Here is a 12,800-nt window from a genome sequence, read left to right on the forward strand (position 1 = left end):
CTTGCGCCGATGAACCATGCCTTGACCCAGCTTCAGCCCTACCCGTTCGAGAAACTCCGCGCCCTGCTGGGCAGCGTGAAGCCGGCGGCGGACAAACGCGCCATCGCCCTGTCGATCGGTGAGCCGAAGCATGAATCGCCGGCGTTCGTCGCCCAGGCCATGGCCGACAACCTCGACAAGCTGGCGGTATACCCCAGCACCATCGGCCTGCCGGCATTGCGCCAGGCGATCGGCCAGTGGTGCGAGCGCCGCTTTGGCGTCCCGGCCGGCTGGCTGGACGCCGAGCGCCATATCCTGCCGGTCAACGGCACCCGAGAGGCGCTGTTCGCCTTCACCCAGGCCGTGGTCAACCGCGCCGATGATGGCCTGGTGGTCAGCCCCAACCCGTTCTACCAGATCTACGAAGGTGCAGCACTGCTGGCCGGTGCCACCCCGCACTACCTGCCGTGCCTGGAAAGCAACGGTTTCAACCCCGACTTCGATGCCGTGCCGGCCCAGGTGTGGCAACGCTGCCAGATCCTGTTCCTGTGCTCGCCGGGCAACCCCACGGGCGCGCTTGTGCCGATGACCACCCTGAAAAAGCTGATTGCCCTGGCCGACCAGCACGACTTCGTGATTGCCGCCGACGAGTGCTACAGCGAGCTGTACTTCGATGAAGACGCCCCGCCACCGGGCCTGCTGACTGCCTGTGCGGAGCTGGGCCGCAGCGACTTCAAGCGCTGCGTGGTGTTCCACAGCCTGTCCAAGCGCTCCAACCTGCCGGGCCTGCGTTCGGGCTTCGTCGCCGGTGATGCCGAGATCATCAAACCGTTCCTGCTGTACCGCACCTATCATGGCTGTGCCATGCCGGTACAAACCCAACTGGCCAGCATTGCCGCCTGGCAGGACGAGGCGCATGTGCGCGAGAACCGCGACCAGTACCGCGCCAAGTACGATGCCGTGCTGGACATCCTGCAACCGGTGCTGGACGTGCAGCGCCCGGATGGCAGCTTCTACCTGTGGGCCAAGGTGCCCGGTGACGATGCCGAATTCACCCGTGACCTGTTCGAGGCCCAGCATGTGACGGTGGTGCCGGGGTCGTACCTGTCGCGCGAAGTGGATGGAGTGAACCCGGGTGCCGGGCGTGTGCGCATGGCGCTGGTTGCGCCGCTGGCCGAGTGCATCGAGGCGGCGGAGCGGATTCGCGCGTTCCTGCAAGACCGCTGACTGGATTGGGGCGCTTTGCGCCCCATTCGCGGGACAAGCCCGCTCCCACAGGCTCTCCATTGCATCTGAGGTTGATGGGGACCTGTGAGAATGGGGGCGCTTTGCGCCCCATTCGCGGGACAAGCCCGCTCCCACAGGCTCTCCATTGCATCTGAGGTTGATGGGGACCTGTGAGAATGGGGGCGCTTTGCGCCCCATTCGCGGGACAAGCCCGCTCCCACAGGCTCTCCATTGCATCTGAGGTTGATGGGGACCTGTGAGAATGGGGGCGCTTTGCGCCCCATTCGCGGGACAAGCCCGCTCCCACAGGCTCTCCATTGCATCTGAGGTTGATGGGGACCTGTGGGATTGGGGGCGCTTTGCGCCGCATTCGCGGGACAAGCCCGCTCCTACAGGCTCTTCATTGCATCTGAGGTTGATGGGGACCTGTGGGAGCGGGCCTGCCGCGCGAAGGGCATCAGCGAGATCTACTTGTCCGGCCCCAGGTTTGCCTCACTCATATCCAGCTCCCCCAGCACCTGCCGCACCACCTCGTCACCTACCAGATGCTGACGATGCAGGTCGTACAGCTCCAGCCGCTGCGCCCGCAGCGCACGCAGGCGCAGGCGTCGCTCCAACTGGTCCATCTGTTGCGCCAGGGCCTTGGCTTCGGCGCTGTCGTTATAGCTGTCCAGTTCATCCCGGTATTCCGCCATCAGGCGCGCCTTGAGCTCGGTGGCCAAGGTCGCCTGCGCGGCATCCTGCGGCGCATTACTGTCGATCACTTCTTCTGCCTCCAGGGCATGAATCGCCGCCTCGGCAGTACGCCGCCAGGCCTCCTGCACTTCCTGATGCAAGCGCTCGTCCGGGCTCTTGGTCACCCCGCGCAGCAGCAGCGGCAGGGCAATACAGGCGGTGATCAGCGACAGCAGGATTACCCCGGCAGCGATGAAGATCAGCAGGTCACGCTCAGGGAACACCTTGTCCGCCCCTATCAACAGCGGGATCGACATCACACCGGCCAGGGTGACTGCTCCGCGTACACCGCCCAGGGTCAGCAGCCAGCAGGAGCGCGCCGTGGGCATCAGTACCAACGCCGGCTTGCCGCGCCAGCGTCGCACCAACCCGATCGAGCGCCAGATGCTCTGCACCCAGATGAAACGCAGCAGGACCAACGCGGCAAAGATTGCCACCACATCCAGGCAACGCCAGGCGAGGGTCGGCCAGACGCTGGTTTCGTGGCTGACCACTGCCTTGATGATGTCCGGCAGCTGCAGGCCCAACAGGAGGAAGATCAGGCCGTTGAAAGCGAACTCCAGCAATGACCAGACGCTGCGGTTGAGCAAGCGGGTGCTGGTCTGCCGCGGCAGCAGGTCGAGCCAGCTCTGCATCATGCCGGCCGCTACCGCGGAGAGGATGCCCGACACGCCCAGGCGCTCGGCCAGTACGTAGGCGGCGAACGGCAGCAGCAACATGAACACCACGTGGGTAGCCGGGTCGTCCCAGCCGCGTGCGATCATCCACGCCCGCAGGCGGCCGATCAGCCAGCTCAGGGCGACACCCACGGCCAGGCCGCCCAGGGCGACCAGGACGAAACTGAAGCTGGCGTCGGCCAACGAGAACACCCCGGTGATCGCCGCCGCCAGGGCAAACTTGAAGGTGACCAGGCCGGACGCATCGTTCATCAGGGCCTCGCCTTGCAACATGTGCATCAGCGGGGTGGGCAGGCGGTCCTGGGCAATGGCCGACACCGCCACGGCGTCGGTCGGCGACAATACTGCCGCCAGTGCGAAAGCCACCGGCAGCGGAATGCCAGGCAGCAACCAGTGAATGAAATAACCGGCTCCGACCACGGTGAACAACACCAGCCCCACGGCCAACGCCACCACTGGCCCACGGATGCGCCACAGCTCGCGCTTGGGAATGCGCCAACCATCGGCGAACAGCAAGGGTGGCAGGAACAGGAACAGGAACAGTTCGGGGTCCAGGGCCACATGCAGGCCCAGCGTCGGCCAGGCCAGCAAGGCACCGGCGGCAATCTGCACCAGCGGCAAGGGCAGCGGGATCATACGGCCGACCAGCTTCGACACGCTGACCAGCGTCAGCAGGATGAGGACGGTATAGGCGGACTGCATCCGGTAGGGCTTCCTTTGTGAACCAAAATCGACAGCGGGGCGAGAGAGCGCCATTGAAACAATATGTTAGCGGGGCAGCGTGCGGCGAGGCCGCTGCACGATAGTCGCAGGTGAAGGATGAATATGTAACATGATGAGACGTGGGACGCATGCGTTGAGCCTTGAGCGTCTTTGAGATCCAGCGCCGTCCGCGCGGCGCTCGATCTCACGGGCGCTACAACCCCCAAGGCATGCTCCCCGTGGCGCTCAAAGGATGGTTCCCGCATAATCCCGCGACTGACATTCGAAAACGGAGAAGTTGAGGCAGCCTGTGGCCTCAATGCACACAATGACCTACACGCTCTACGGTATCAAAGCCTGCGACACCATGAAAAAAGCGCGTACCTGGCTCGACGAAAAAGCCGTCGCCTACGAATTCCACGATTACAAGACCCAAGGCATTGACCGTGACAGCCTGAACCGCTGGTGCGACGAACACGGCTGGGAAGTCATCCTCAACCGTGCCGGCACCACGTTCCGCAAGCTGGACGACGCCAGCAAGGCCGGCCTTGACCAGGCCAGGGCCGTCGAACTGATGCTGGCCCAGCCGTCGATGATCAAGCGCCCGGTGCTGGACCTTGGCACCCGCACCCTGGTCGGTTTCAAGCCCGACCTGTACGCCGCTGCCCTGGCCTGAGTCCCCACCCTATTTCGCACGAGGTAATCACATGTCCAATACCCTGTTCAGCCTGGCCTTCGGTGTCGGCACCCAGAACCGCCAGGGCGCCTGGCTGGAAGTGTTCTACGCACAACCACTGCTCAACCCGAGCGCCGAACTGGTCGCTGCCGTGGCGCCGCTGCTCGGCTATGCAGGTGGCAATCAGGCCATCGCCTTCACCACTGCCCAGGCCGCACAACTGGCCGAGGCGGTGAAAGGCGTCGACGCCGCCCAGGCGGCGCTGCTGACCCGCCTGGCCGAGAGCCACAAGCCGCTGGTCGCCACCCTGCTGGCCGAAGACGCTGCATTGACCTCGACTCCGGAGGCATACCTCAAGCTGCACCTGCTGTCGCACCGCCTGGTCAAACCACACGGTGTGAGCCTGGCCGGTATCTTCCCGCTGCTGCCGAACGTGGCCTGGACCAACCAGGGTGCGGTCGACTTGGCCGAACTGGCCGAGCTGCAACTGGAAGCGCGCCTGAAGGGCGAGCTGCTGGAAGTATTCTCGGTGGACAAGTTCCCGAAAATGACCGACTACGTGGTCCCGGCCGGCGTGCGTATCGCCGACACCGCCCGTGTGCGCCTGGGCGCCTACATCGGCGAAGGCACCACCATCATGCACGAAGGCTTCGTCAACTTTAATGCCGGCACCGAAGGCCCGGGCATGATCGAAGGTCGTGTTTCCGCTGGCGTGTTCGTCGGCAAGGGTTCCGACCTGGGCGGCGGCTGCTCGACCATGGGCACCCTGTCCGGTGGCGGCAACATTGTCATCAAGGTTGGCGAAGGCTGCCTGATCGGCGCCAACGCCGGTATCGGTATCCCGCTGGGCGATCGCAACACCGTCGAGGCCGGCCTGTACATCACCGCTGGCACCAAGGTTAACCTGCTGGACGAGAACAACCAGCTGGTCAAAGTGGTCAAGGCCCGCGACCTGGCCGGCCAGACCGACCTGCTGTTCCGCCGCAACTCGCTGAACGGTGCGGTGGAGTGCAAGACCCACAAGTCGGCCATCGAGCTGAACGAAGCGCTGCACGCGCACAACTGAGAACCCTGCTGCCTGCAGCAGCGGATTCTCAGCGCTTGAAATGTTAAGATCGGGTCTGGCACCACGCCAGACCCGATTTTCCTTCCAGGCCCCGCGACCATGTTCCAGCCCTCCCCCTGGCGTGCCGATTTCCCCGCGATCGCCGCCCTGCAACGGCAGCACCAGACCTACCTGGACAGCGCCGCCACCACCCAGAAGCCGCAAGCCCTGCTGGATGCCCTGAGCCATTACTACGGCCATGGCGCTGCCAACGTGCACCGTGCCCAGCATTTGCCCGGCGCACTCGCGACCCAGGCTTTCGAAACCAGCCGCGACAAGGTCGCCGCCTGGCTCAATGCGGCACACTCACGGCAGATCGTCTTCACCCACGGTGCCACGTCGGCGCTGAACCTGCTGGCCTATGGCCTGGAACACCGCTTCGAGGCCGGGGACGAAATTGCCGTCAGCGCCCTGGAGCACCACGCCAACCTGCTGCCCTGGCAGCAGCTGGCGCAGCGGCGCAAGCTGCGCCTGGTGGTGCTGCCGCTGGATGCCAATGGCCACATCGACCTGGACCAGGCACTGCAACTGCTCGGGCCTCGAACCCGGGTACTGGCGGTAAGCCAGCTGTCCAACGTGCTGGGTACCTGGCAGCCGCTGCCGGCGCTGCTGGCCCATGCCCGCGCGCAAGGCGCCCTGACCGTGGTCGACGGTGCGCAAGGGGTGGTGCATGGGCGGCATGACGTGCAGCAGCTGGGCTGCGACTTCTATGTGTTCTCCAGCCACAAGCTGTACGGCCCGGAAGGCGTCGGCGTGCTGTACGGTCGCAGCCAGGCGCTGGAATTGCTGCGCCACTGGCAGTTCGGCGGCGAGATGGTGCAACTGGCCGAGTACCAAAGCGCCAGCTTCCGCCCGGCGCCGCTGGGCTTCGAGGCCGGTACGCCACCGATCGCCGGGGTAATCGGCCTGGGCGCGACCCTGGACTACCTGGCCAGCCTCGATGCCTCGGCGGTCGAAAGCCATGAAACCAGTTTGCACCAGCAGTTGCTGCGTGGCCTGGCGGACCGGGATGGCGTGCGCGTCCTTGGCGCACCACAGGTAGCCCTGGCCAGTTTCGTCATCGAAGACATGCACAACGCCGACATCGCCCACCTGCTGACCGAGCAAGGCATTGCCGTACGTGCCGGACACCACTGTGCCATGCCACTGCTCAAGGGGTTGGGGCTGGAGGGCGCCATCCGCGTGTCGCTGGGGCTGTACAACGACAGCGATGACCTGCAGCGTTTCTTCGACGCGCTGGACCAGGGCCTGGAGCTGTTGCGATGAACCTGCCGGCACAGGCCTGTCAGGCGCTGGAGGCGTTTGCGCAAAGCAAGGGCTGGGAACAGCGTGCACGGCTGGTGATGCAGTGGGGCGACCGCCTGGAGCCCTTGGCCGAGGCGGAAAAGACCGAGGCCAACCGGGTGCATGGCTGTGAAAGCCTGGTGTGGCTGGTGGCCGAGCAAAGCGGCGGCGTGTGGCGGTTCAAGGCCAGCAGCGATGCACGTTTGCTGCGCGGGCTGTTGGCGCTGCTGCTGGTGCGGGTGCAGGGGTTGGCCAGTGCACAGCTGGCCGCGCTTGATCTGCGTGAGTGGTTTACCCAACTGGGCCTGGAGCGCCAGCTGTCGCCGTCGCGCAGCAATGGGTTGCATGCAGTATTGCAGCGGATGGCGGAGCTGGCATCGGCAGGCTGAACCCGAAGCCTGCCGGAGCGGCCAAGCCAACCGGAAAGGTTTTACTCAGGCTTGACCCGCTCCGACGGCCGTCGTGCACCGGCCACCAGTTTCTCAACCGCCTTGCTCGCTGCCACCATGCCGAAGGTCGCGGTCACCATCATCACCGCGCCAAAACCACCCGAGCAATCCAGGCGCACGCCTTCACCGACAAAACTCTTCTGCAGGCACACACTGCCATCCCCCTTGGGATAGCGCAGCTGCTCACTGGAAAACACGCACGGCACGCCGTAATTGCGGCTGACGTTGCGCGAGAAGTTGTAGTCGCGGCGCAGGGTGGAACGCACCCGCGAGGCCAACGGGTCGTTGAAGGTCTTGTTCAGGTCGGCGATCTGGATCTGCGTCGGGTCGATCTGCCCGCCAGCGCCACCGGTGGTGACAATGCCGATCTTGCGCCGACGGCACCAGGCGATCAGCGCGGCCTTGGCCATGACGCTGTCGATGCAGTCGATCACCCAGTCGAGGTTTTCGCTGATGTATTCGGCCATGGTGTCACGGGTGACGAAGTCGGCTACCGCATGCACTGTACAGGACGGGTTGATCGCGCGCAGGCGCTCGGCCATGACCTCGACCTTGGGCCGCCCCACCTGGCCTTCCAGGGCGTGGGCCTGGCGGTTGGTATTGCTGACGCAGACGTCGTCGAGGTCGAACAGGGTGATCTCGCCCACGCCGCTGCGAGCCAGCGCTTCGGCCGCCCACGAGCCAACCCCGCCAATACCGACCACGGCCACATGAGCCTGGCCCAGGCGCTGCAAGCCTTGGTCGCCATACAGCCGGGCAACGCCGGCGAAGCGTGGATCTTCTGTACTCATGCTCATACCCCAAAAAACCGGCGCGCATTATATGCCAACGGGCCCATGACCTGCATCGTTAGGAAAGAGGCTACCAACCCTGCTTTAATGTCCTACCACTTCGACACAAATGGACGACAATGTCTTCACGTAAATTCGGCCTGAACCTGGTCGTGGTCCTGGCCATTGCCGCGTTGTTCACCGGTTTCTGGGCACTGATCAATCGCCCGGTTTCCGCGCCTGCCTGGCCAGAGCAGATCTCTGGGTTTTCCTATTCGCCCTTCCGTCTGGGGGAAAGCCCACAAAAAGGCCAGTACCCCACAGATGACGAGATGCGCCAGGACCTGGAGCAACTGAGCAAACTGACCGACAGCATCCGTACCTATACCGTGGAAGGCACCCAGGCCGATATACCGCGGCTGGCCGAGGAGTTCGGCCTGCGGGTCACGCTGGGCATCTGGATCAGCCCGGACCTGGAACGCAACGAGCGCGAGATCGCCACCGCCATCCAGCTGGCCAACACCTCGCGCAGCGTGGTCCGGGTGGTGGTCGGCAACGAGGCGCTGTTCCGCGAGGAGGTCACCCCGGAAAACCTGATCAAGTACCTGGACCGGGTACGGGCAGCGGTGAAGGTACCGGTGACCACCAGCGAGCAGTGGCACATCTGGAAAGAAAACCCGCAGCTGGCCAAGCACGTCGACCTGATCGCCGCGCACATCCTGCCGTACTGGGAGTTCGTGCCGATGCAGGATTCGGTCGCATTCGTCCTCGACCGGGCCCGCGAACTGAAACACCAGTTCCCGCGCAAGCCCCTGCTGCTGTCGGAAGTCGGCTGGCCGAGCAACGGCCGCATGCGCGGTGGTGCCGATGCCACCCAGGCCGACCAGGCCATCTACCTGCGCACCCTGGTCAATACCCTCAACCGTCGTGGTTACAACTACTTCGTCATCGAAGCCTATGACCAGCCGTGGAAGGCCAGCGACGAAGGCTCGGTGGGCGCCTACTGGGGCGTGTACAACGCCGAGCGCCAGCAGAAATTCAACTTCGACGGCCCGGTGGTGGCGATCCCGCAATGGCGGGCGCTGGCGGTGGCCTCGGTGGTCCTGGCCCTGATTGCGCTCACGGTGCTGTTCATCGACGGTTCTGCCCTGCGCCAGCGCGGCCGCACCTTCCTGACCTTCATCACGTTCCTGTGCGGGTCGGTCCTGGTGTGGATTGCCTACGACTACAGTCAGCAATACAGCACCTGGTTCAGCCTGACCGTGGGCGTGCTGCTGGCCCTCGGCGCGCTGGGGGTATTCATCGTCCTGCTCACCGAGGCCCACGAACTGGCCGAGGCGGTATGGATACACAAGCGTCGCCGCGAATTCCTGCCGGTGCAGGCCGACAGCGCCTACCGGCCCAAGGTTTCGGTGCATGTGCCGTGCTACAACGAGCCGCCCGAGATGGTGAAGCAGACCCTCGACGCCCTGGCCGCCCTGGACTACCCCGACTACGAAGTGCTGGTGATCGACAACAACACCAAGGACCCTGCCGTGTGGGAGCCGCTCAAGGCCCACTGCGAAAAGCTCGGCGAGCGTTTCAGGTTCTTCCACGTCGCGCCATTGGCCGGCTTCAAGGGTGGCGCGCTGAACTACCTGATTCCGCATACCGCCAAGGACGCTGAAGTGATAGCGGTGATCGACTCGGACTACTGCGTCGACCGCAACTGGCTCAAGCACATGGTGCCGCATTTTGCCGACCCGAAAATCGCCGTGGTGCAGTCGCCACAGGACTACCGCGACCAGCACGAAAGCGCCTTCAAGAAGCTCTGCTACAGCGAGTACAAGGGCTTCTTCCACATCGGCATGGTTACCCGCAATGACCGTGACGCGATCATCCAGCACGGCACCATGACCATGACCCGGCGCAGCGTGCTGGAAGAGCTGGGCTGGGCCGAATGGTGCATCTGCGAGGACGCCGAGCTGGGCCTGCGCGTGTTCGAGAAGGGCCTGTCGGCGGCCTACGCCCACAACAGCTACGGCAAGGGCCTGATGCCCGACACCTTCATCGACTTCAAGAAGCAGCGTTTCCGCTGGGCCTATGGCGCCATCCAGATCATCAAGCACCACGCCAGCGCGCTGCTGCGCGGCAAGGGCAGCGAGCTGACCCGTGGCCAGCGCTACCACTTCCTGGCCGGCTGGCTGCCATGGATCGCCGATGGCATGAACATCTTCTTTACCGTCGGCGCGCTGCTGTGGTCGGCGGCGATGATCATCGTGCCCCACCGGGTCGACCCGCCATTGATGATCTTCGCCATCCCGCCGCTGGCGCTGTTCTTCTTCAAGGTCGGCAAGATCATCTTCCTCTACCGGCGCGCAGTGGGAGTGAACCTGAAGGACGCCTTTGCCGCGGCGCTGGCCGGGCTGGCGTTGTCGCACACCATCGCCAAGGCGGTGCTGTACGGTTTCTTCACCAGCAGCATGCCGTTCTTCCGCACGCCGAAGAACGCTGACAGCCATGGCTTGCTGGTAGCGATCTCCGAGGCCCGGGAAGAGCTGTTCATCATGTTGCTGCTGTGGGGTGCGGCGCTGGGCATCTATCTGGTGCAGGGCCTGCCGAGTTCGGACATGCGTTTCTGGGTGGCGATGTTGCTGGTGCAATCGTTGCCTTATGTGGCGGCGCTGGTAATGGCGTTCCTGTCATCGCTGCCCAAACCCGGGGAAAAGGCCGCCGAGGCGCAACAGGCTTGAGTTAATTGGGGCGCTTTGCGCCCCATTGGCCTGACGGTTTGATATAAGATAACGCCCCTCAGATTTCCTCGCCTTGCCTTGCCCCGGAGTCCCCCATGACGGCCCCAGCCGAGCTTTCGCCCACCCTTCAACTGGCCTGCGACCTGATCCGTCGTCCCTCGGTCACCCCCGTCGACGCCGACTGCCAGGCGCAAATGATGAACCGCCTGGGCGCCGTGGGCTTCCAGCTGGAACCGATGCGTATCGAGGACGTCGACAACTTCTGGGCCACCCACGGCACCCAGGACGGCCCGGTGCTGTGCTTCGCCGGCCACACCGACGTGGTGCCCACCGGCCCGGTGCAGCAATGGCAGCATGAACCGTTCAAGGCGCTGATCGACGCCGACGGCATGCTCTGCGGTCGTGGTGCCGCCGACATGAAAGGCAGCCTGGCCTCCATGGTGATTGCCTGCGAGCGCTTCGTGCAGGACTACCCGAACCACCGGGGCAAGGTCGCGTTCCTGATCACCAGCGACGAGGAAGGCCCGGCCCACCACGGCACCAAGGCGGTGGTCGAGCGCCTGAAAGCGCGCAACGAACGCCTGGACTGGTGCATCGTCGGCGAGCCGTCCAGCACCACCCTGCTCGGTGACGTGGTCAAGAACGGCCGCCGTGGCTCGCTGGGCGCCAAGCTGACCGTGCGCGGCAAGCAGGGCCACGTGGCCTACCCGCACCTGGCGCGCAACCCGATCCACCTGGCCGCCCCGGCCCTGGCCGAACTGGCTGCCGAGCACTGGGACGAGGGCAACGCGTTCTTCCCGCCGACCAGCTTCCAGATCTCCAACCTCAACGCTGGCACCGGTGCCACCAACGTGGTCCCGGGCGAACTGACCGCGCTGTTCAACTTCCGCTTCTCCACCGAGTCCACCGTCGAAGGCCTGCAGGCGCGGGTGGCGGCCATTCTCGACAGGCATCAACTGGACTGGTCGATCGACTGGGCTCTGTCGGGCCTGCCGTTCCTCACCGAACCCGGCGAGCTGCTGGACGCGGTTTCGGCCAGCATCAAGGGCGTCACCGGCCGCGATACCCAGCCGTCCACCAGCGGTGGTACTTCCGATGGCCGCTTCATCGCCACCATGGGCACCCAGGTGGTCGAGCTCGGCCCGGTCAACGCCACCATCCATCAGGTTGACGAGCGGATCCTGGCCAGCGACCTCGACCTGTTGACCGAAATCTACTACCAGACCCTGGTCCGGTTGCTCGCCTGATGCTCGCCTGCCCCCTTTGCCAGGCGCCGCTGAGCCGGCTCGACAACGGCGTGGTGTGCCCGGCCGGGCACCGCTTCGACCGCGCCCGCCAGGGTTACCTGAACCTGTTGCCCGTGCAGCACAAGAACAGCCGCGACCCGGGTGACAACCAGGCCATGGTCGAGGCTCGTCGCGATTTCCTCGATGCCGGCCACTACGCCCCGGTGGCCCGCCGCCTGGCCGAGCTGGCCGCCGAGCGCCAGCCCTCTGCCTGGCTGGACATCGGTTGCGGCGAGGGCTATTACACCGCGCAGCTCGCCCAGGCCCTGCCGACCGCCGAGGGCTATGCCCTGGACATCTCCCGCGAGGCGGTCAAGCGCGCCTGCCGCCGCGCGCCCGAAGTCACCTGGATGGTCGCCAGCATGGCCCGGGTACCACTGGCCGACGCCAGCTGCCAATTCATCGCCAGCGTGTTCAGCCCGCTCGACTGGGCCGAGGCCAAGCGCCTGCTCAGCCCCGGCGGCGGCCTGATGCGAGTCGGCCCCACCAGCGGCCACCTGATGGAACTGCGCGAAGTGCTCTACGATGAGGTACGCCCTTACGCCGATGACAAGCACCTGGCGTTGGTCCCCGAGGGCATGGCCCATGCCCACAGCGAAACCCTCGAGTTTCGCCTGAGCCTGGTCGCGCCCAAGGCCCGCGCCGACCTGCTGGCCATGACCCCGCACGGCTGGCGCGCCAGTGCCGAAAGGCGTGCCCGGGTGATCGACCAGCCCGAGCCGTTCGAAGTCACCGTTTCCATGCGTTACGACTATTTCCTGCGCCAAGACTGAGCACACCGGAGCCCTTATGCGCCAACCTGATATCGAGATCTACCTGAAGGACGCCGACGTCGACCACAAGCAGATTGCCGAGTGGCTTGGCCAGGCGATCGGCCCGTGCAGCGAATGGCAGCAGAAAGGCCAGACCTTCAAATGCCAGGCCGGTAACATTCCGGTCACCTGGTTACCCAAAGCTGTAGGGAAATGGAACAGCCTTTACCTGGAAAGCGACCAGACGCCCTGGGCCGATGACGTTGCCTGCGCCCGCGCCGCTTTCGCCGCGCTGGGTGTGGAAGTGCGCTGCGCGCCCGGTGGCTGGGTGGAAGAGGACGGGGAAGAGGATGCTGACCGCTGGATCCGCATCAGTGCCGACGGTGAAGAGGAGATCACCTGGCGTACCTGAACACGGGGTATTCC

Annotated in this window: 11 protein-coding genes; 9 read left to right on the forward strand and 2 right to left on the reverse strand. The window is 65.0% G+C overall.

Annotation, left to right across the window (positions count from 1 at the left end; all coding sequences use genetic code 11):
• Positions 1-9 precede the first annotated feature (9 nt).
• Positions 10-1,206: a succinyldiaminopimelate transaminase gene (dapC, locus tag ACVWZT_RS03140; protein WP_457468105.1), complete on the forward strand. Its 1,197-nt coding sequence runs from the start codon at positions 10-12 to the stop codon at positions 1,204-1,206.
• Positions 1,207-1,673: 467 nt separating this feature from the next.
• Here the strand turns inward: dapC and ACVWZT_RS03145 are convergent, their stop codons facing one another.
• Entirely contained in the window at positions 1,674-3,320 is a 1,647-nt protein-coding gene (locus ACVWZT_RS03145) for a Na+/H+ antiporter (protein ID WP_296230835.1), read from the reverse strand.
• 328 nt (positions 3,321-3,648) lie between these two features.
• Here ACVWZT_RS03145 and ACVWZT_RS03150 point away from each other — a divergent pair, with 328 nt between their 5' ends.
• The 4 genes from ACVWZT_RS03150 (at position 3,649) to ACVWZT_RS03165 (ending at position 6,774) form a co-directional block, all read left to right on the forward strand.
• Complete coding sequence (locus ACVWZT_RS03150; RefSeq protein ID WP_296231073.1) at positions 3,649-3,996, forward strand: ArsC family reductase; 348 nt, start codon at positions 3,649-3,651, stop codon at positions 3,994-3,996.
• A gap of 31 nt (positions 3,997-4,027) precedes the next feature.
• On the forward strand, positions 4,028-5,062 hold the full coding sequence (gene dapD / locus ACVWZT_RS03155; RefSeq protein WP_457468108.1) for a 2,3,4,5-tetrahydropyridine-2,6-dicarboxylate N-succinyltransferase: 1,035 nt from the start codon (positions 4,028-4,030) through the stop codon (positions 5,060-5,062).
• A gap of 99 nt (positions 5,063-5,161) precedes the next feature.
• Positions 5,162-6,367, forward strand: coding sequence for a cysteine desulfurase (locus ACVWZT_RS03160; protein WP_457468109.1), 1,206 nt, complete (start codon positions 5,162-5,164; stop codon positions 6,365-6,367).
• The gene (locus ACVWZT_RS03165; protein ID WP_457468111.1) at positions 6,364-6,774 is read left to right on the forward strand and encodes a SufE family protein; all 411 of its coding nucleotides are present in this window, start codon (positions 6,364-6,366) and stop codon (positions 6,772-6,774) included. Before ACVWZT_RS03160 ends, ACVWZT_RS03165 begins: the two co-directional genes overlap by 4 nt.
• 41 nt (positions 6,775-6,815) lie before the next feature.
• Here the strand turns inward: ACVWZT_RS03165 and tcdA are convergent, their stop codons facing one another.
• Positions 6,816-7,625 carry a tRNA cyclic N6-threonylcarbamoyladenosine(37) synthase TcdA gene (tcdA, locus tag ACVWZT_RS03170; protein WP_296230840.1) on the reverse strand — a complete coding sequence of 270 codons (810 nt, stop codon included), beginning with the start codon at positions 7,623-7,625 and terminating at the stop codon, positions 6,816-6,818.
• 119 nt (positions 7,626-7,744) lie between these two features.
• Here tcdA and ACVWZT_RS03175 point away from each other — a divergent pair, with 119 nt between their 5' ends.
• From ACVWZT_RS03175 to ACVWZT_RS03190, 4 genes are all read left to right on the forward strand, one after another.
• Positions 7,745-10,336: a glycosyltransferase gene (locus ACVWZT_RS03175; RefSeq protein ID WP_457468113.1), complete on the forward strand. Its 2,592-nt coding sequence runs from the start codon at positions 7,745-7,747 to the stop codon at positions 10,334-10,336.
• A 95-nt stretch (positions 10,337-10,431) separates the two neighbouring features.
• The gene (gene dapE / locus ACVWZT_RS03180) at positions 10,432-11,583 is read left to right on the forward strand and encodes a succinyl-diaminopimelate desuccinylase (protein ID WP_457468115.1); all 1,152 of its coding nucleotides are present in this window, start codon (positions 10,432-10,434) and stop codon (positions 11,581-11,583) included.
• Positions 11,583-12,395, forward strand: a complete 813-nt coding sequence (locus ACVWZT_RS03185) for a putative RNA methyltransferase (RefSeq protein ID WP_296230844.1) — start codon at positions 11,583-11,585, stop codon at positions 12,393-12,395. The genes dapE and ACVWZT_RS03185 overlap by 1 nt, the downstream gene beginning before the upstream one ends.
• 16 nt (positions 12,396-12,411) lie before the next feature.
• Complete coding sequence (locus tag ACVWZT_RS03190) at positions 12,412-12,786, forward strand: hypothetical protein (RefSeq protein ID WP_296230846.1); 375 nt, start codon at positions 12,412-12,414, stop codon at positions 12,784-12,786.
• Positions 12,787-12,800: the final 14 nt, after the last annotated feature.

Source organism: Pseudomonas sp. TE21394, assembly GCF_054057835.1.

Bases quoted from the DNA above. Each gene is read 5' to 3' on its own strand.
- dapC (WP_457468105.1), top strand. From the start codon at position 10: ATGAACCATGCCTTGACCCAGCTTCAGCCCTACCCGTTCGAGAAACTC.
- ACVWZT_RS03145 (WP_296230835.1), bottom strand. From the start codon at position 3,320: ATGCAGTCCGCCTATACCGTCCTCATCCTGCTGACGCTGGTCAGCGTG.
- ACVWZT_RS03150 (WP_296231073.1), top strand. From the start codon at position 3,649: ATGACCTACACGCTCTACGGTATCAAAGCCTGCGACACCATGAAAAAA.
- dapD (WP_457468108.1), top strand. From the start codon at position 4,028: ATGTCCAATACCCTGTTCAGCCTGGCCTTCGGTGTCGGCACCCAGAAC.
- ACVWZT_RS03160 (WP_457468109.1), top strand. From the start codon at position 5,162: ATGTTCCAGCCCTCCCCCTGGCGTGCCGATTTCCCCGCGATCGCCGCC.
- ACVWZT_RS03165 (WP_457468111.1), top strand. From the start codon at position 6,364: ATGAACCTGCCGGCACAGGCCTGTCAGGCGCTGGAGGCGTTTGCGCAA.
- tcdA (WP_296230840.1), bottom strand. From the start codon at position 7,625: ATGAGTACAGAAGATCCACGCTTCGCCGGCGTTGCCCGGCTGTATGGC.
- ACVWZT_RS03175 (WP_457468113.1), top strand. From the start codon at position 7,745: ATGTCTTCACGTAAATTCGGCCTGAACCTGGTCGTGGTCCTGGCCATT.
- dapE (WP_457468115.1), top strand. From the start codon at position 10,432: ATGACGGCCCCAGCCGAGCTTTCGCCCACCCTTCAACTGGCCTGCGAC.
- ACVWZT_RS03185 (WP_296230844.1), top strand. From the start codon at position 11,583: ATGCTCGCCTGCCCCCTTTGCCAGGCGCCGCTGAGCCGGCTCGACAAC.
- ACVWZT_RS03190 (WP_296230846.1), top strand. From the start codon at position 12,412: ATGCGCCAACCTGATATCGAGATCTACCTGAAGGACGCCGACGTCGAC.